Source organism: Salinilacustrithrix flava, from assembly GCF_041228405.1.
Taxonomy (GTDB): Bacteria; Actinomycetota; Acidimicrobiia; order Acidimicrobiales; family Salinilacustritrichaceae; genus Salinilacustrithrix; species Salinilacustrithrix flava.
This window is the reverse complement of the sequence record NZ_CP133888.1, coordinates 2,764,484-2,781,772: the sequence shown is the minus strand read 5'-3', so window position 1 is coordinate 2,781,772 and position 17,289 is coordinate 2,764,484. Positions and strand designations below refer to the sequence as shown.

Below are 17,289 nucleotides of genomic sequence, written 5' to 3'. Positions count from 1 at the left end.
GCCGGACCGCTCAGGTCCCGGGGATCTCGAGCAGCTTCTCGCGCACGGCGTACATGACCGCTTCCATGCGCGTGTGCAGGTGCAGCTTCTCGAGGATGTTGCGCACGTGGTTCTTGACCGTGTTCTCCGAGATGTACAGATCGCCGGCGATCTCCCGGTTGGACTTGCCCTGGGCCACGAGGCGGAGGACCTCGAGCTCGCGCTCGGTGAGCCGCGGCGTGGGCACCGAGCTGCGCTCCTCGGCCCGCTTGGCCAGGTTGGAGAACTCGCCGAGCAGCTTGGAGGCCATCGACGGGCTGATCAGGCTCTGGCCGGCGACGACGGCCCGGGCGGCGGGGGCGACCTCCTCGATGGAGACCTCCTTGAGCAGGTAGCCGGTGGCCCCGGCCTTGATCGCCTCGTAGAGGTCCTCCTCCTCGTCGCTCACCGTGAGCATGAGGATCTTGGCGGTGGGGACCTTGTCGGCGATGCGGCGGGTGGCCTCGATGCCGTCCACCCCCGGCATCCGCACGTCCATGAGCACCACGTCGGGCACGAACTCGACGGCCTTCTCCAGCGCGTCCTCGCCGTCCTCGGCCTCGGCGACGACCTCGATGTCGTCCTCGGCCTCGAGGACCATGATCAACCCGCGCCGGAACAGCGCGTGATCGTCGCAGATCATCACCCGGATGTCATCGCTCGCCGGGTCGTCCCCATCCCATTCACCCATGACTGATCCTCCGAACGTGCTAGGCGGCGCATGGTACCGACTCCGCCCGTCCGGGTGGGCAGGAGGGCCCGGTCGGGTCAGGGCGTCCGGGCCAGCACCAGGTGCCCGATCGGGGGTGACCCTGCGCCGGCGAGGGCGGCAGATGCGGCACGCAGCGTGGAACCGGTGGTGCAGACGTCGTCGAGGAGCAGCACCGGGCCACCCGTCCGGGCGGTGGCGCGGTAGCCCGCGGCGGCCTCGCGACCGGCGCGGTCGAGGCCCGTCTGGGCCGGCCCCGGGCGGCGGCGCAGCAACGGCCGAGCGGTCGCCCCGAGGCGGCGGGCGAGGGCCCGGGCGAGCAGCTCGGACTGGTCGTAGCCACGGTCGCGCCGCCGCCGACCCGAGGTCGGCACCCAGGTGACGGTGAGGCCCGGCGCGGCCGGTGCGACCTCGGCCCACCGCCGGGCGAGCTCGTCGGCGAGGGGCGCCACCAGCCGGCGGCCGTCCCGGTACTTCAGGGCCTGGACGATGCGAGCCCCGTGCCCCTCGTAGGCGAAGAGCGCGTGCACCCGGCCGAGGTCGCGCATGCGGGTGGACGGGGGCGGCTCGGTTCGCCGCAGGCACGCCGCGCACAGGGCCGGGCCCCGGTTCCGGCAGACGACGCACCCCCCTCGCAGCAGCTCCACCGCCGGCACGGTACGTGCGGCCCGCCGACAGGAATCCGACGTCCGGTGTCAACCCATCCGCTCCTCGGGCGTCCTCGGAGGTGATGATGGCCACCATGGCACCTCCCCTGCGGCGGGCCGAACCCTGGCTCGTGGCGCTGCACCGGGCGCACCATCGCGACCTCGTGCGCCTGGCCACCCTGCTGGTGGACGACCAGGGCAGCGCCGAGGAGGCGGTGCAGGACGCCTACGTCGCGCTCGCCCGTCGGGGACCCGCCGGCGTGGAGGACCCCGAGGCGTACCTGCGCACCGCCGTGGTCAACAACGCCCGGTCCGCCCTGCGCAAGCGTCGGGTGCGCCGGAACCACCTCCGCAGCATCCAGCGCGACCGCGCCGCCCCGGGCGCCGACCAGGCCGTGCTGCTCGACGAGGACGCCCGCCGGGTGCTCGCCGCGCTGGACGAGCTGAGCGGGCGCCAGCGCGAGGTCCTGGTGCTGCGCTACTGGGCCGACCTGTCCGAGGCCGAGATCGCCACCGCCCTCGGCATCTCGGCCGGCTCGGTCAAGACCCACGCCCACCGCGGGATCGCCGCCCTCGCCCGGATCCTGGAGGCACCGTGACCGACGAGCGAGACACCACCGAACGACTGCGCCGGGCGCTCGACGCCCGCGCCGAGACCATCCACCCCGAGCCCGACGGGCTCGATCGCATCGAGGAGCGACTCATGGCCCGCACCCCACTCACCGACGCCCAGCGCTGGACGATCGCCGGCGTGTCCGCCGTCGCCACCCTCCTCGTGGTCGCCCTCCTCATCGTGGCCGCCAACGACGACGACGACGACACCGACGTCGCCACCGACACCACCACGTCGACCTCGGCGCCGGAGGACACGACCACGACGACGACCGAACCACCCGAGACCACCACGACGGAGCCGTTCACGCCCGCCACCGACCCGTTCAGCGTCGCGTTCCCGTCGCCGACCGACAGCCGCAGCTTCGAGGCGCCGCCGGCCGCGGCGCGGGCCTACGCCACCGACGTCCTCGGCTTCACCGAGCTGGTGCTCGGCGGCCCCACCACCACGGGCGAGGGCGCGGCCGAGATCGCCATCCAGGACCGCGAGGACGGCCCGACGACGGTGGTGTCCCTCGAGCAGCGCGAGGACGGCGCCTGGTACGTCATCGGGTCCGAGACCGAGGACGTCGTCGTCACCGCACCCGGCCCCGGCACGTCGCTCGCCACCCCGTTCGAGACGACCGGGGAGGCCCTCGCCTTCGAGGGCACCGTCGAGGTCGTCGTGCTGGCCCAGGGCGATCCGAGCCCGCTGGGCCAAGGCGTCGTCACCGGCAGCGGCGTGCCCCCGGCCGGGCCGTTCACCGGGACCATCGAGTTCACCTCCCCTTCGGAGCCGACCGCAGGCGTGCTCGTCTACCGGGTCCGCTCCCCCGAGGACGGACGGGTGGTGCAGGCGACGTCGCTGCGCGTCCGGCTCACACCCTTCACGTCCTAGCCCCGGTCCCTGGCAGGCTGCCGGGGTGACCGGTCGATCCATCAACCTCTTCTCCGACACCCAGACCCGGCCCACCGAGGCGATGCGCGCCGCGATGGCCGCCGCCGAGGTCGGCGACGAGCAGCGCAAGGCCGACCCGACGGTCAACCGCCTCCAGGACCGCATGGCCGAGCTGCTCGGCAAGGAACGGGCGCTGTTCTTCCCCACCGGCACCATGTGCAACCTGGTGGCGATCGGCGCCCACACCCGGCACGGCGACTCCATCGTGCTCGAGCACAGCGGGCACGTCCTGCGCTCGGAGACCTCCGGGGCCGCCGCGGTGAACGGCTGCGTGATCGAGACGATCCGCGGCGAGCGCGGCGCGTTCACCCCCGACCAGCTCGCCCAGGTCCTCACGCCCGGCAACCAGTACGTCCCGCCGACCCGGCTCGTGTGCCTCGAGCAGACCCACAACTTCGCGGGCGGCACGGTGTGGCCCCTCGAGCAGTACCGGGCCGTGGCCGCCCTCGCCCGCCAGCAGGGCGTGGCCGTGCACACCGACGGCGCCCGGCTCATGAACGCCGTCGTCGCCTCCGGCGTCCCGGCCGCCGACTGGGCCGCGCCGGTCGACACCATCTGGGTCGACTTCACCAAGGGCCTCGGCGCCCCGACCGGTGCGGTGCTCGCCGGGCCGGGCGACGTCATGGAGCAGGCGTGGCTGCTGAAGCACCGCTTCGGCGGGGCGATGCGCCAGGCCGGCATCGTGGCCGCCGGCTGCCTGCATGCGCTCGACCACCACATCGACCGCCTCGCCGACGACCACGCCAACGCCGCCCGCCTGGCCGAGGGGCTCACCGGGATCGGCCTGGAGGTGACGGCACCCGAGACCAACCTGGTCTACGTCGACCCCCGCCCTGTCGGCCTCGACGCCGCCTCGTTCGCCGCCGCGATGGGCGAGCACGGCGTGGAGATCAGCACCATCGGCGACCGCAACCGCCTCTGCACCCACCTGGACGTGAGCGAGGCCGACGTCGACGAAGCAGTCGCGGTCGCCGCCCGGGTCGTGGACGCCGCCGCCGGTTGATCGGACGCGCGGAGTTGTGAGCGCCAGCGAACAACTCCAGAAGTGAGGAGGCCCGCCAGGGCCGACGAACGGCGCTCAGCCGATGCGCGCGGACTGGCCGCCATCGACCGGGAGGACGGCGGCGGTGACGAAGCGGGCCTCGTCGGAGGCGAGGAACAGCACGGCGTTGGCGACGTCGTCCGCGGTGCCCTGGCGGCCGCCGAGGGGGACCATGGCGTCGCGCCGCTCCGACACGACCGCCCGGTCGACGCCGAGCGCGCCGGCGAGGGCATCGACGGCCATGGGCGTGTCCATCAACCCGGGCATCACCGCGTTGCAGCGGATGCCCCGGCCGGCGTTGCCCATCGCGACCTCGTGGCACAGCGCGTTCAGCGCCGCCTTCGAGGTCGTGTAGGCCAGCATCCCGGTCGAGCAGACCGCCGCCACCGACGACACGAGCACGATGGACCCGGAGCCCTGCTCGCGCAGCACGGGCAGGGCGTGCTTGCAGAGCAGGTACGCCCCCTTCAGGTTCACCGACTGGATGCGGTCCCAGACGTGCTCCTCGAGGCTGACGGGGCCGCCGTCGCCACCGCCGATCCCGACGTTGTCCACGACCACGTCGATCCGGCCGTGGGCCTCGACGGTGGCCGCCACGATGGCGGCGCAGTCGTCGCTCGAGGTGATGTCGCCCTCGACGGCCATCGCTCGGCCGCCGTCGCCCTCGATGATCAACACCGTCTCCTCGGCCCGGGCGAACACCCGATCGGCGACGACCACCGACGCACCTTCGGCCGCGAACCGGCACGAGATGGCCCGTCCGTTCCCCGTGGTCTCCCCCGGCGTCTGCCCGCCCCCGACGACGAGGGCGACCTTGCCGGCGAGCCGGCCGTCAGGGACGTGCGGGCCCTGCTCAATCACGGTCGGGGAAGCCGGGGACGCCGTCGTCGAGCGGCACGCCGGCGCTGTTCAGGGCCATCGACACCAGCGTGTACTGGCCGACGGTGAAGATCAGGTCGAGCAGCTGCTGGTCGCTCCACCGCTGGGCCAGCGCCCCCCAGGTCTGGTCGGTGATGCACTGGTCGTCGTGGAGCTCGTCGACCGCGACGAGCAGCGTGCGGTCGCCCTCGCTCCACCCGCCGTCGGCCAGCTCCCGGGTGAGGGCGACGATCTCGTCGTCGGTGATGCCGCAGCGACGGGCGATCACCGTGTGCTGGCCGAACTCGTACTCGGCGCCGCACCGCCACCCCACCCGGAGGATGGCCAGCTCGCGCTCGCGCTCGGGCAGGGTGCTTTTGGCCAGCACGTGGTTCCCGAACACCAGCCACCGCTTCAGCAGCTTCGGGTGGCGGGCCAGCGTGCGGAAGATGTTGAGCGAACCCGCCGGCACGATCGCGCGGGTCTCGTCGTCGATCTCGTCGTCGCGGAGCGGGTCGAGCCTCGGGTGGGTCGGGCGGATCCTGGCCATCATCGGCCAGAAGGTACCGCTCCCGGCAGGACCACCGAACCGGTCATCAGCACCCCGGCCAGCTCCTCGGGTGGTGCCGGGACCGCCAGCAGGAACCCCTGCACGAGGGGGCAGCCGCTCGCCTGCACCGCGGCCAGCTCGTCCGGGCACTCCACGCCCTCGGCCACGACGGGGAACCCGAACGCGGTGCCGACGTCGACCAGGGCCCGCAGGATGGCGGCGTCACGGGGGTGCTTCGACGCACCCGCCACGAAGCCGCGGTCGATCTTGCACGCGGTCACGTCGAGCCGGTGCAGCTGGCTCATCGAGGAGTAGCCGGTGCCGAAGTCGTCGATGGCGAGGCTGATGCCGGCGTGGCGCAGCGCCGACACCGTGCGGTCGACCTGGTCGGCGTCGCGCATCAGCATGGTCTCGGTGACCTCGAGCACGAGGCGGTCGGGGGTGATGCCCGCTCGCGTCGCCGACGCCACCACGTCGTCGGCGAACTCGGGAGCCTCCAGGTCCGACACGCTCACGTTCACCCACGCCTGGAGCGTCCGTGGCGTGCCCAGGTCGCGGTCCCACGAGGCCAGCTGGCAGCACACCTCCTCCAGCACGAACCTGGTGAGCGGGCGGATCAGGCCGCACTCCTCGGCGATCGGGACGAAGTCGTCGGGCGGCCGCAGCGTGCCGTCGGCGCGGGGCCAGCGGACGAGGGACTCGAGCCCGACGATGCGGCCCGTCGCCGACTCGACGATCGGCTGGTAGTGCACGACGAGGGATCGGCCGTCGATGGCGTGGCGCAGCTCGACCTCGAGATCGATCTGGGTCGTCCCGGTGCGCTCGGTGCCCGGCACGTACACCGAGATGCGATCTCGTCCGGCCCGCTTCGCCGCGTACATGGCCTGGTCGGCGATCTGGACGAGGCGCTCGCCGTCGCCCCCGTCGGAGCGGGCGACGCCGATGGAGGCGGACAGACGGACCTCACGGTCGGCGACGTGGAACGGCTGGGCGAGCACGCTGCGCAAGCGACCTGCGATGGTGAGGGCGGTCTCGGGCGTGGTGCCCGGGGCGAGCAGCACGCAGAACTCGTCGCCGGCCCAGCGGGCGAGCAGGTCGGTGGACCGCACGCTGTGCTGGAGCCGCTCGACGGCGACCACGAGCACCTCGTCGCCCGTGCGGTGGCCGAGCGAATCGTTGACGATCTTGAACCGGTCGAGGTCGATGAACAGCAGGGTCCGGTCGGGATCGGGACCGGTCGCAGCCGCCTCGATCGCCAACTCCAGCTGGAACCGGTTCGGGAGGCCGGTGAGGGCATCGTGGGTGGCCTGGTGTCCGAGCTCGCGCTCGAGGCGCCGGCGATCCGTCACGTCCTTGGCGATGCCGAAGACCCCGACGATGTCTTCGTCCACCACGATCGGCATGTTCGTCACGGCGAGCTCCAGCGCCCGGCCGGTCCGATCCATGATCCGGATCTCGTAGTCCTGCGCCTCGCCCCTGGCCGAGCGCTCGAAGTGCCCCACCGTGCGCTCCAGGTCGTCGGGGTGCATCACGCCCGCGTACGAGGCGCCGCACAGCTCCTCGGCGGAGTACCCGGTCAGCCGCTCCGATGCCGGGTTGACCATGGTGAAGCGACCCTCGAGGTCGAAGGCGAACACGGCGTCGGTGTTGTGCTCGAACAGCGAGCGGAAGCGCTGCTCGCTCTCCTCGACCCGGCGCCGGGCGTCGACGCGTTCGGTGACGTCGCGAGCCGAGACGTGCATCACCGTGGCGCCCGGTGCCGCTGCGGTGTTGAGCTCGAGCCAGCGGATGGAGTCGTCCTTGGCGATGACGCGTCGCTCGTGGAGCACCGGGCGATCCGTGGGCAGCGTGAGCTGGCTGTGCGGACCGGTGCGGACGTCGTCGGGGTGGAAGAAGCTCCGGTACGGCTGCCCGACCATCTCGGCCTGCGTGTAGCCCAGCATGGGCGCGCAGGCGGCGTTGATGGACACGATGGTGCCGTCGACGTCGATCACGGCGATGAGGTCGCGCGTCGTGTCGAGGATGCCCTGGAGCATGTCGTGCTGCTCGGTGAGCCGGCGCACGACGGAGGCGAGGAAGACGCCGAGGGCGATGATCGTGCCGGCTCGCATGGTCGCGTAGTCGAAGGCGACGCGGCCCAGCGCTCGCTCGGACACGACCAACGTCCAGACGCCAGCGGCGAGCCCGGCGGCGATGCCCCCGGCGAGGCCACCCCGGCCCTGCCACCGCATGGTGGCCTCGAGCATCGCGAGCACGCCGATGAGGTAGATCGGCTCGGACGGATCGGTGAGGTTGTTCGCCAGGATCAGCGCGACGACGGCCACGTCCATGGCCATCGTGATCGCGCCGATGCGCCGGACCGTGCGGTCGTCGGGTGCGCCTCGCAGGGCGAGCCAGCCCCACAGGACGCTGCTCCAGAAGAGGCCGACGTTGACCCAGGTGAGCGAGATCCGGTCCCCGGGCTCGATGATCGTCTGCAGGGTGGTGAACAGGACCGCGGCGAAGCGGAAGCGCCAGATGAAGCGCTCTCGGGCCAGCCGCTGTGCAGCGGCGGCATCGGCGAGCGCAGAGGCCGGCATCACCTGCACCATCGGCTGCTCCGACGTCGGTCTTGAGCCGCCCGCACCCCGGGTAGGGGCAGCTCCATGGCCGACCAGACCGAGCCCGAGTCCGACCGCGTCGCCGACCGCGCCGAGCTGCTCCCCGAGGAGCAGGCGGCGGGCAGCGAGGAACCTCGGGCCCAGGCCGAGGCGATCCTCGAGGATTCAGACGAGCGGACGGCGTCCCGGGATGCGGCGCCCGACAGCCGGGTCGAGCGCCGCACCTCCGACGAGGTCACCGCCGACCCGGACGCGGGGCCGACCCAGTAGGCATCAGTACCGGTAGTGGTCCGACTTGTACGGGCCCTCGGCGGGGATCCCGAGGTAGTCGGACTGCTCCTTCGACAGCTTCGTCAGCTTGACCCCGAGGCCGTCGAGGTGGAGTCGGGCGACCTTCTCGTCGAGCTGCTTGGGCAGGACGTGCACGCCGAGGGCGTAGTCGGCCGTCTTGTTGAACAGCTCGATCTGGGCCACGACCTGGTTCGAGAACGAGCAGCTCATCACGAAGCTGGGGTGGCCGGTGGCGCAGCCCAGGTTCAGGAGGCGACCCTCGGCCAGCATGATCACCGAGTGGCCGTCGGGGAACGTGTACTCGTGGACCTGGGGCTTGATCTCGGTCTTGGTGATGTCGCTCATCCGGTTGAGGCCGGCGATGTCGATCTCGTTGTCGAAGTGCCCGATGTTGCCGACGATGGCGTTGTGCTTCATCTTCGACATGTGCCCGGCGAGGATGATGTCCTTGTTGCCGGTGGCGGTGATGAAGATGTCGGCCCGGTCCACCACGTCCTCGAGGGTGGTGACCTCGTAGCCGTCCATGGCGGCCTGCAGGGCGCAGATCGGGTCGACCTCGGTGACCACGACGCGGGCACCCTGGCCGCGGAGCGACTGGGCGCAGCCCTTGCCGACGTCGCCGTAGCCGCAGACCACGGCGACCTTGCCGCCCATCATGACGTCGGTGGCCCGGTTGATGCCGTCGATGAGGGAGTGCCGGCAGCCGTAGAGGTTGTCGAACTTGGACTTGGTGACCGAGTCGTTGACGTTGATCGCAGGGAACAGCAGCTGGCCGGCCTGGTGCATCTGGTAGAGGCGGGCCACCCCGGTGGTGGTCTCCTCGGTGACGCCCTTGATGTCGGGGGCGATGCCGTGCCAGAGCTTGGGGTTCTCGGCCTGGAGGCGGGTGAGCAGGGCGAGGACCTCGGTCCACTCCTCGGAGTCGTCGTCGGTGGCCTCGGGGACGGCGCCGACCTTCTCGTACTCGAGGCCCTTGTGGACGAGCAGCGTGGCGTCGCCACCGTCGTCGAGGATCATGTTCGGGCCGGTCTCGCCGTGGGGGCCGGTGGGCCAGCGCAGCGCCTGCTCCGTGCACCACCAGTACTCCTCGAGCGTCTCGCCCTTCCAGGCGAAGACCGGGACGCCGCGGGGCTTGTCCGGCGTGCCGTCGGGGCCGACGGCGACGGCGGCGGCCGCGTGGTCCTGGGTGGAGAAGATGTTGCAGCTGACCCAGCGCACCTCGGCGCCGAGCGAGGTCAGCGTCTCGATGAGCACCGCCGTCTGGATGGTCATGTGCAGGCTGCCCATGATCCGGGCGCCGGCCAGCGGCTGGGCGTCGGCGTACTCCGCCCGCAGCGCCATCAGGCCGGGCATCTCCACCTCGGCCAGCTCGATCTCCTTGCGGCCCCAGGGGGCGAGTGACAGGTCGGCGACCTTGAAGTCGTGGCCGTCGGTCTCCAGCGTCGTCATGGCGCGCCAGCTCCTCGTGTTGCGTTCGATGTTCGAAAAAGGGCGGGGCGGCTGGACGCAACTGGCGCCTCTCGTGACAGCCGGCCGGAGCACAAGGCTACGCGGTCACGGCCCCGAGGAGGCCATGCGGGACCGCCGATCCGGCATCGAACGGTAGTGTCGTCCGTCGTGCGCGATCGTCTGCTGTGGGCCTCGACGGCTGTCGCACCCCTCACCTTCGCCCTCGCGACCATCGTTCTGCAGCGTGCCGGCGGGGTGACGATGTTCGACGATGAGCTCGGCTTCCTCGGCGAAGCGGTGTTCTTCTCCACCCGCGACGGCGCCCCGCTCCTGGCCGGCATCCCGTTCTACTCCGCGGGCTACCCGGCGCTGCTCGCACTGCCTGTCAGCATCCTCCCCTTCGACCCCTGGGTGATCGCCGTCGGCGTCAACGTCGTCCTCCTGGCTGCGCTCGGGCCGTTGCTGCACGCCATGGCGCGGCGGCTCTTCGGTCTCCGCGGCATCGCCGCCGCCGTCGTGGCCATCGCCGGCGCCACGGCGACGTCCGTGGTCTTCCAGGCACCGCGGGCCTGGGCCGAGGTGTGCATCGCGTTCGCGTTCACGCTGTGGGCCTGGCTCCTGCTGCGCTACAGCCAGCACGGACCTGCGATCGGTGCCCTCCCGTTCACCATCGCCGCCGGCGGCATGCTGGCCGTCCACCGTCGGTCCAGCATCGTGGTGCTGATCACGCTCGGCGCCGTCGCCGTGTGGTCGCTGGCGCCGCTCGTTCGACGGACGGACGAACCGCTCCGAGTGCGGGCGCGTGCGGTGCCCTGGCGTTCGTTCGTGCTCGCCGAGGTCGCCGGCGTGGCAGCGGCCGCAGGGGCGCTCGCCCTCGATGCCTACGTCGTCGACACGCTCTACGACGGCACGACGTCCGGCAGTCGCCTCGACAAGGCCCAGAACCTGCTCTCGACGGACTGGATTCCCGCTGCCATCGGCCACGTCTGGTCGTTCCTCGCCACCACGTTCGTCCTGGCCGGCGTCGGCTGCCTGTTCCTCCTCTGGACCGTTCGAGCCCGGCGCCACGTCGTGTTCTCCACGGTGCTGCTCCTGGCGCTCGCCGCCATTGCCGGAACCTCGGTCCTCTTCCTCGCCAACGGCATCCGCGCCGACCAGCTCGTCTACGAGCGCTACCTCGCCGCCACGGCGCCCGTACTCGTCATGATCGGCGCCGGCGCGGTCGCTGCACGGATGACTCCGGTCCGGTCGTGGGTGCTCGCGAGCGCGGGTGTCCTCGCCGTCAGCGGCTTCGTGTTGTCGGTCTCGCTGGAGAGCTCACGCCTGACGGGGAACGTGCAGAAGTTCACGACCCCGACCCTGACCACGTTCGACATGGTCGTCACCGGGTGGGGCGAACCCTTCACCGAGGGGATCCACGTGCTCCCGATCACGGCCGTGGTCCTCTCGGTGGTCGTCGTGGTGGCCGGCGCCGCGAGCTGGCGGGCCTGGCTCGGCCCCGCGGTGGTGGTGGTGGCCGGCGCCGCGACGGTGGCGGCGGGATCGGCGGGGAACCTGAAGCCGTTCACCGACCAGTGGGAGCCGACCGGCCGCGAGGCAGCCCGAGTCCTTGCCGACGCCGATGTTGAGGTGCTCCAGTACGCCCCGCACCTCCGCCACGAAGTCCGAAACGTCCTGCACTACCGACTCGGCTACCCCGACGCCGTGCTCACCGATCCTCCGTCGTGCGACGTCTCCCCGTACACGGTCGGGCCACCGACGCTCGAGGACGAGGGCCTGGCCCCCGTGATCGGGGTCGGGAACTTCCCCGGGGGCGTGTACCGCATCGACTGCTGAGCGGTCCCAGGCGCTACCCGTCGACCGCCCACAGTCCGAGATCGCCGTCGCGCTCGGTCCCGAGGAGCTCGGCCCCCTCCGCCGGCGGGGTGGACTCCCCGGCCAGCACCAGCCCGGCACCGTCGGGCAGGTCCCCCACGAAGTAGGAGACGTCGACGTCGGGGTGCCAGAACTGGGTGTTGTACGCCCAGTACACGTGCAGGTCCTCGTCCCGGTCGACCCAGACCACCTCGTCGACCTCCTCGAGCACCGGACCGAGGCGGTGCCGGCCGGCCCAGGCCTCCGAGGCCGGGCCGGCCCACTCCTGGACGAGCGACACCCCGGCGAACACGTTGAGCCCGGCGATCACCGCGAGGGGCAGCGCCCACCCCCACCGGTCGCGGCGCACGAGGGCAGCCGCGCCCAGCAGGAGCATGACGACGGCTGCGAGCAGACCGGTGGTGACGACGTGGTCGCGGCCGAAGAGCTCGACCGGCACCCGGAGGGAGGCGATGTTGTGCCAGGCGATCGGCTGCTCCCACACGTCGTCGGCGTACACGGCATCGAGGGCCAACCCGATGCCGGCGCTCGCGCCGGCAGCGGCGAGGATGCCGGGCCACGCCCAGCGGCGCCGCAGCGCGGGGGCCAGCACGACGAGCACCGGCACCCACTGCTCGAGGTAGCGGCCGTACACGGGCAGGTCGGCGCGGCTCACGTCCGTGCCGATGCCGACCTGGTAGGACCCGATGGTGCCGAGCGCCAGGCTGCCGAGCGCACCGAGCACCACGAAGCCCATCGCCAGACCGCGCGCCGTGCCGCGCTCGTTCCAGCCGACACGGGCGCCGACCAGCATCCCGAGCGGCACGAGGCCGAGCGTGGCGACGACGAGGTACCAGGTCTGCCCGGCGGTGATCACGGCGGCGCCGATCGGCTCCCCCAGGGCACCCACCGGCGACCCGGCCAGCGACGGCATCGTCCCGGCCGGATAGAGCCGGTCCGTGGCCCAGGCGTGCAGGACCTGGGTGAGCAGCACCACCAGCAGCGCGGCTCCGCCGAGCGCGGCGGCGACGCGCGGCGCCAGCACCCCGGCACGCCAGGCCGCGACCGCGACCAGGGCCAGGGCGAGGACCGCCACGATCGAGCGGGGGTGCACGGCGTAGGAGGCCCCGACGGCGATCCCGGCGAGCAGCGACCACGGCACGGTGCCGGCCTCCAGGGCCCGGTGCACCAGCACCACGCCGACGGCGACCACGAGGACGAGCAGTGCCTCGGGCAACAGCATCGTGGCCTGCAGGATCGACGCCGCCATCGAGCCGCCCACGATGGCTGCGCCGGCGCTCAGCAGCGGGCGGAGACCGGCGAGCCGGGTGCCGATCAGGTGCAGCACGGGGATGACGGCGGCGGCGGCCGCCGCGTTCAGCCCCTGCGCTGCGTTCTGGAAGGCGCCGGGCTCCAGGATCGCGGCCGCCGGCGCAAGCAGCGCACCCCAGCCGGGCAGGTACGCCGGCCCGTAGAGGGTCGGCGGGTCACCGGCCAGCAGGCGGGCCACCCCGACGTAGCCGCCCTCGTCCTGGAAGATGAAGGGCGACACGACCGAGCGGGCCAGCAGGAGCCGGCCCAGGAGCGAGGCGAGGGCGGCCACGACCACCAGTGCCCACGCCGCGCGGTGCGACCTGCGCTGCGGGGGGGTCGCCATCGGGCCCGACGCTAGTTCGACCCCCGGTCGATCTCGGGACCCATGCGCTCCCGGGCCAGGGCCACGACCTCGCCGGGCTCGGCGTGGCGGCCGAGGCCGGCCTTGGAGAAGATCAGCTCACCGTCGAGGGTGACCTCGAAGCGGCCCTTGCCGTCCGGCACCAGCTCCAGGGTCTCGATGATCGGGGCCCAGCCCCGCAGCAGCTCGTCCGCCAGACCGACGGCTCTCGGCACGTAGTCTCACGGGACGCAGAACGCGATGGAGATCCGGTGGCGCGGGTCCAGCATCGTCATGCGCCGAGGGTGTCGACGCCCCGGGGACCCGGGTCGATCTCGTTCTCCTGGGCCAGGTGCCAGCTGACGAGGTCACCCGTGAGCACCAGGTCCAGCAGCTGGGCCAGCGGGCCCTCTCCTTCGGCGTGCACCTCGTGACGGGCGTGCACGACCTCCTCGAGCATGGCCTCGACGGCAGGGAGCACCGCAGCGTCGTCGGTGTCCTCGTGGTCGTGCCGGAGCTCGACGAGGGAGAACACCTGGCGGGTCATGTCGCCGTGCTGACCCCAGCCGGACAGCTCGTGGTGGCGGGCCTGGGGCAGCGCCAGGTCGAAGGCGGGGGCCTTGACGTTGTCGTTGACCTGCTGCTTCCAGCGTCGGGCGGCGACCGCGCCGACCGGCCCGGCCCCCAGGGTCAGGACCATGGTGCGCCCGATGCGGCGGGCGAGCACGGCGGCGTCGCCATCGGGGCGGTCGAGCTGGTCGCGTCGCCGGGTGAGCTGGTGGACCGCCGCGTCGATGGTCTCGTCCAGGCCGGGACCGCCGAGCGGGGTGGCCAGCGCGCTCAGCCCGTCGAGCAGCCGGAGCGTGCTCACCAGCGTGGAGGCGAACGCGAACCGGGGCGCGGGGACCTCGTCGGTGCAGCGCACCACGCCCCCGTCGCGCTCGGCGATGGCCTCCACCACGTCGCCGCTGCCGACCCCGGTGAGGACGGCCCGGTGGTCCACGGCGGCCTGCAGCGCCGAGGTCGACTCCGACGTCGGGGCCCGCGACACGAACACGCAGCGCCACTCGTCGGAGACGAAGTCGGGCAGGCCGTGCCCGGTGTGGACGAAGACCGGTACGGGCGACCACGGCGCGACGAGGGCCTGGGCGGCCTCGGCCACCAGGGCATCGGGCCCGGAGGCCACGAGCACCATGCCGTGCACCCCGGCGAAGGGAGGGACCTCGACCGGTGCAGCCGCCGCGGCCGCCACCGATTCGGGGGTGGCCAGCACGGCGTCGAGGACCCCGAGGCTGTCGATCGGTCCCTCGGGGAGCAGGGGGGACACGGGTTCAGGCGCCGTCGTCGGGATCGAAGGTGGGCGTGATGCCCTGGCTCTCGGCCTTGGCCAGCAGGCGCTCGACCTCGGTGTCGTCGATGGCGGTGGCCTCGTCGATCAGCATGATCGGGATGTCGTCGCGGATGGCGTAGGTGCGCTTGAGCCGCGGGTTGAGGAGCAGGTCCTCGTCCTCGAAGTAGTAGAGCGGCCCCTTGTCCTCGGGGCAGGCGAGGATGTCGAGCAGCAGCTGGTCGAGTGCCATGGATGCTTTCTACCAGCGGGGGTCAGGCCCGTCTGCAAGGAAGCCTCTGAGCTGACGACCCGGCTAGAAGAGCGAGCGAACTTCCTCCACCTTGGCGTCGCACTGCTCCCGGGTGGCCGCCTCCAGGTTGAGGCGCAGCAGCGGCTCGGTGTTGGAGGGACGCAGGTTGAACCACCAGTCGCCGAGGTCCACGGTGAGCCCGTCGAGGCGGTCCTGGTCGTGGTCGGCGTAGGCCGCCGCCACCCGGTCGATGACCGCGGCGGGATCGTCGACGGTCGTGTTGATCTCGCCGGATGCGGCGTAGCGCTCGAAGGGCTTGCGGAGCTCGGACAGCTTCTGGCCGGTGCGGCTGAGCTGCTCGAGCACGACCAGGGAGGCGATGCAGCCCGAGTCGGCGCGCCAGTTCTCGCGGAAGTAGTAGTGGGCGGAGTGCTCGCCGCCGAACGCGGCGCCGGTCTCGGCCATCGTGGCCTTGATGAAGCTGTGCCCCACCCGGGTCCGGATCGGCGTGCCGCCGTTCTCGCGGACGACCTCGGGCACGGTCTTGGAGCAGATCAGGTTGTGCAGGATCGTCGCCCCGGGCTCCTTCTCGAGGATGCCCTTGGCGACGATGGCCGTGGTGATCGAGCCCGACACCGGCTGGCCGAGGTCGTCGACGAGGAAGACCCGGTCGGCGTCGCCGTCGAAGGCCAGGCCCACGTCGGCGCCGACCTCGAGCACCCGGGCCTGCAGGTCGCGGAGGTTCTCGACGTCGATCGGGTCGGCCGGATGGTTGGGGAAGGTGCCGTCGAGCTCGCCGTACATGACCTCGAGGTCCACGGGCAGGCCCTCGAACACGGCGGGCACGACGAGGCCGCCCATGCCGTTGGCGGTGTCGGCCACGACCTTCACGGGCACGAGCGCCGAGGTGTCGATGAAGCCGCGGACGTGGTCGGCGAAGGCATCGAGCAGCTCGATGTCGTCGATGGTGCCCGGCTCGCCCTGCGGGGACAGGTCGTCCTCGAGGATCATCCGCTTGATCTCGTCCATGCCGGTGTCGGAACCGATGGGCTTGGCGCCGGCCAGCGTCATCTTGATGCCGTTGTACTGGGCCGGGTTGTGGCTGGCGGTGAACATCGCACCGGGGGCGTCGAGGCTCCCGGCGGCGAAGTACAGCATGTCGGTGGAGGCCAGCCCGATGCGGGTGACGTCCATGCCCTGGCTGGTGACCCCCTCGCAGAAGGCGGCCACGAGCTCCACGCCGGAGGGGCGCATGTCCCGGCCCACGAGCACTCGGTCGTGGGGCTCGGGCTGCGTGCGCACGAACCGGGCGAACGCCGCGCCGATGGAGCGGACGAGCTCGGCGTCGAGCTGGTCCGGGGTGATGCCCCGGATGTCGTACGCCTTGAAGACAGCATCGATGTCGGCCACGACGGAAGGGTGGCTGCCGTGGTCGGGCCTTGGCAAGCGCTCCCGGGTGGCGAACAGCACGATCGCGGCCAGGACCGACAGCGTCGCGAGGCCGATGACCCGGTCCATCGACGTGCCGACCAGGCCCACGGACGCGGGCAGGTCCACCGCCGGCGCGATGAGGCCCGAGAGCAGCTCCCGGATGCCGAGCCCGCCCGGGAAGATGCCGATGGCCGAGGCCGCCACCGTCGCCATCGACAGCGACGTCGCCTGCGCGATGCTCGGCTCGAACCCGAGTGCCTCGATGGTCAGGTACAGCCGCACCGCCTTCACCAGCACCGACAGGGCCTCCACGGCCACCAGTCGCTGCAGCACCGCCCCGACCGGCCCGTCGGCCAGGCGCCGCACCAGCACGGCCGCACCGCCGAGCATGGCCAGCCCGATGACGAGCAGCACGACCGCCTGCACCGGTGCCGCCCCCACCTGCACCGCGGCCACGATGACGAGGGCGACGGCGATGTAGGCGAGGCCGACAGCCAGGGTCGACGTCACGGCCTGCCCGGTGGAGGAGCCGCCCTTGGCCAGCGCCCGCGTCCGCACCAGCACCGACCCCGGCACGGGCAGGAGGTTGAACGCGGCGGCGATGATGGACACTCGCAGGGCCGCCGGCAAGGCGACCCGCTGGCCCACGATGCGGGCCGACACCCGGTACTCCTCGGCGTTGACCACCGCACCCGGGACCACGAGCAGCGCGGCGAGGGCGATGAGCGACCAGTCGATGTCGCCCCGATCGGATGGGAGCGCCTGCCAGGCCGCCACGGTGGAGCCGACGAAGATGGTGACGGCGACCGCGTACGCGATCCGCCGGCGACCGGGCGTGGACGCCCACGAGCGGAGGGCGGCCAGCCGTCGGAGCAGGTCGGGGACGGCGGCTGGCACGGCCGGCGATCGTAGGCACCCGCACCCACCAACCCGGTTCCCTGCGCGCCGATCGACCGCCGGTGGTCGACTCGCGCGCAACGAACGGCCCCCTTCCGGTTCCTCACGCGCGAATCGACCATCCATGGTCGATTCGCGCGCGGCGAACGGATCCAGTGGG

The 17,289-nt window shown here is 72.3% G+C and carries 16 protein-coding genes and 1 pseudogene; 5 read left to right on the top strand and 12 right to left on the bottom strand.

Features of this window, described 5'->3' with window-relative positions; translation table 11 throughout:
• Positions 1 to 10 precede the first annotated feature (10 nt).
• Complete coding sequence (locus RGQ06_RS13625; protein ID WP_432428751.1) at positions 11 to 709, bottom strand: response regulator; 699 nt, start codon at positions 707 to 709, stop codon at positions 11 to 13.
• Between the two features lie 77 nt (positions 710 to 786).
• Complete coding sequence (locus RGQ06_RS13620) at positions 787 to 1,374, bottom strand: ComF family protein (protein ID WP_432428750.1); 588 nt, start codon at positions 1,372 to 1,374, stop codon at positions 787 to 789.
• A 95-nt stretch (positions 1,375 to 1,469) separates the two neighbouring features.
• On the opposite strand from RGQ06_RS13620, the gene RGQ06_RS13615 reads away from it, so the two are divergent.
• From RGQ06_RS13615 to RGQ06_RS13605, 3 genes are read left to right on the top strand one after another with little or no spacing between them, the layout of a single operon-like run.
• Positions 1,470 to 1,973: an RNA polymerase sigma factor gene (locus RGQ06_RS13615; protein WP_432428749.1), complete on the top strand. Its 504-nt coding sequence runs from the start codon at positions 1,470 to 1,472 to the stop codon at positions 1,971 to 1,973.
• Positions 1,970 to 2,863 carry a Gmad2 immunoglobulin-like domain-containing protein gene (locus RGQ06_RS13610; protein ID WP_432428748.1) on the top strand — a complete coding sequence of 298 codons (894 nt, stop codon included), beginning with the start codon at positions 1,970 to 1,972 and terminating at the stop codon, positions 2,861 to 2,863. The genes RGQ06_RS13615 and RGQ06_RS13610 overlap by 4 nt, the downstream gene beginning before the upstream one ends.
• Before the next feature lie 25 nt (positions 2,864 to 2,888).
• Positions 2,889 to 3,926: a threonine aldolase family protein gene (locus tag RGQ06_RS13605; RefSeq protein ID WP_432428747.1), complete on the top strand. Its 1,038-nt coding sequence runs from the start codon at positions 2,889 to 2,891 to the stop codon at positions 3,924 to 3,926.
• Between the two features lie 75 nt (positions 3,927 to 4,001).
• Here RGQ06_RS13605 and RGQ06_RS13600 read toward each other — a convergent pair whose 3' ends face one another.
• From RGQ06_RS13600 to RGQ06_RS13590, 3 genes are read right to left on the bottom strand one after another with little or no spacing between them, the layout of a single operon-like run.
• A complete protein-coding gene (locus RGQ06_RS13600; RefSeq protein WP_432428746.1) occupies positions 4,002 to 4,826 on the bottom strand; it encodes an SDR family NAD(P)-dependent oxidoreductase in 825 nt (274 codons plus the stop codon).
• Positions 4,819 to 5,376, bottom strand: a complete 558-nt coding sequence (locus RGQ06_RS13595) for a carboxymuconolactone decarboxylase family protein (protein ID WP_432428745.1) — start codon at positions 5,374 to 5,376, stop codon at positions 4,819 to 4,821. The genes RGQ06_RS13600 and RGQ06_RS13595 overlap by 8 nt, the downstream gene beginning before the upstream one ends.
• Positions 5,373 to 7,964 (bottom strand): putative bifunctional diguanylate cyclase/phosphodiesterase, encoded by a 2,592-nt coding sequence (locus tag RGQ06_RS13590; RefSeq protein ID WP_432428744.1) that lies wholly within the window; start codon positions 7,962 to 7,964, stop codon positions 5,373 to 5,375. The genes RGQ06_RS13595 and RGQ06_RS13590 overlap by 4 nt, the downstream gene beginning before the upstream one ends.
• 54 nt (positions 7,965 to 8,018) lie before the next feature.
• Here RGQ06_RS13590 and RGQ06_RS13585 point away from each other — a divergent pair, with 54 nt between their 5' ends.
• Positions 8,019 to 8,243, top strand: a complete 225-nt coding sequence (locus RGQ06_RS13585; RefSeq protein ID WP_432428743.1) for a hypothetical protein — start codon at positions 8,019 to 8,021, stop codon at positions 8,241 to 8,243.
• Between the two features lie 3 nt (positions 8,244 to 8,246).
• On the opposite strand, the gene ahcY is transcribed toward RGQ06_RS13585, so the two are convergent.
• A complete protein-coding gene (gene ahcY / locus RGQ06_RS13580) occupies positions 8,247 to 9,713 on the bottom strand; it encodes an adenosylhomocysteinase (RefSeq protein WP_432428742.1) in 1,467 nt (488 codons plus the stop codon).
• A 168-nt stretch (positions 9,714 to 9,881) separates the two neighbouring features.
• On the opposite strand from ahcY, the gene RGQ06_RS13575 reads away from it, so the two are divergent.
• Positions 9,882 to 11,549: a hypothetical protein gene (locus RGQ06_RS13575; RefSeq protein WP_432428741.1), complete on the top strand. Its 1,668-nt coding sequence runs from the start codon at positions 9,882 to 9,884 to the stop codon at positions 11,547 to 11,549.
• Between the two features lie 13 nt (positions 11,550 to 11,562).
• Here RGQ06_RS13575 and RGQ06_RS13570 read toward each other — a convergent pair whose 3' ends face one another.
• The 6 genes and pseudogenes from RGQ06_RS13570 to RGQ06_RS13545 form a co-directional block, all read right to left on the bottom strand.
• Entirely contained in the window at positions 11,563 to 13,224 is a 1,662-nt protein-coding gene (locus RGQ06_RS13570) for a hypothetical protein (RefSeq protein WP_432428740.1), read from the bottom strand.
• Between the two features lie 11 nt (positions 13,225 to 13,235).
• Positions 13,236 to 13,457, bottom strand: a complete 222-nt coding sequence (locus RGQ06_RS13565; RefSeq protein ID WP_432428739.1) for an Rdx family protein — start codon at positions 13,455 to 13,457, stop codon at positions 13,236 to 13,238.
• A gap of 56 nt (positions 13,458 to 13,513) precedes the next feature.
• Positions 13,514 to 14,548, bottom strand: coding sequence for an SIS domain-containing protein (locus tag RGQ06_RS13560; protein WP_432428738.1), 1,035 nt, complete (start codon positions 14,546 to 14,548; stop codon positions 13,514 to 13,516).
• A gap of 4 nt (positions 14,549 to 14,552) precedes the next feature.
• Entirely contained in the window at positions 14,553 to 14,801 is a 249-nt protein-coding gene (locus RGQ06_RS13555; protein WP_432428737.1) for a Trm112 family protein, read from the bottom strand.
• A 63-nt stretch (positions 14,802 to 14,864) separates the two neighbouring features.
• Positions 14,865 to 16,211 (bottom strand): phosphomannomutase/phosphoglucomutase, encoded by a 1,347-nt coding sequence (locus tag RGQ06_RS13550; protein ID WP_432428795.1) that lies wholly within the window; start codon positions 16,209 to 16,211, stop codon positions 14,865 to 14,867.
• 81 nt (positions 16,212 to 16,292) lie between these two features.
• A pseudogene (locus RGQ06_RS13545) lies at positions 16,293 to 17,255 on the bottom strand (lysylphosphatidylglycerol synthase domain-containing protein); the annotation flags it as partial.
• Positions 17,256 to 17,289 lie beyond the last annotated feature (34 nt).

Excerpts from the sequence above, each read along its gene's own strand:
- RGQ06_RS13625 (WP_432428751.1), bottom strand. The coding sequence starts at position 709 with ATGGGTGAATGGGATGGGGACGACCCGGCGAGCGATGACATCCGGGTG.
- RGQ06_RS13615 (WP_432428749.1), top strand. The coding sequence starts at position 1,470 with ATGGCACCTCCCCTGCGGCGGGCCGAACCCTGGCTCGTGGCGCTGCAC.
- RGQ06_RS13595 (WP_432428745.1), bottom strand. The coding sequence starts at position 5,376 with ATGATGGCCAGGATCCGCCCGACCCACCCGAGGCTCGACCCGCTCCGC.
- RGQ06_RS13590 (WP_432428744.1), bottom strand. The coding sequence starts at position 7,964 with ATGGTGCAGGTGATGCCGGCCTCTGCGCTCGCCGATGCCGCCGCTGCA.
- RGQ06_RS13585 (WP_432428743.1), top strand. The coding sequence starts at position 8,019 with ATGGCCGACCAGACCGAGCCCGAGTCCGACCGCGTCGCCGACCGCGCC.
- ahcY (WP_432428742.1), bottom strand. The coding sequence starts at position 9,713 with ATGACGACGCTGGAGACCGACGGCCACGACTTCAAGGTCGCCGACCTG.
- RGQ06_RS13570 (WP_432428740.1), bottom strand. The coding sequence starts at position 13,224 with ATGGCGACCCCCCCGCAGCGCAGGTCGCACCGCGCGGCGTGGGCACTG.
- RGQ06_RS13555 (WP_432428737.1), bottom strand. The coding sequence starts at position 14,801 with ATGGCACTCGACCAGCTGCTGCTCGACATCCTCGCCTGCCCCGAGGAC.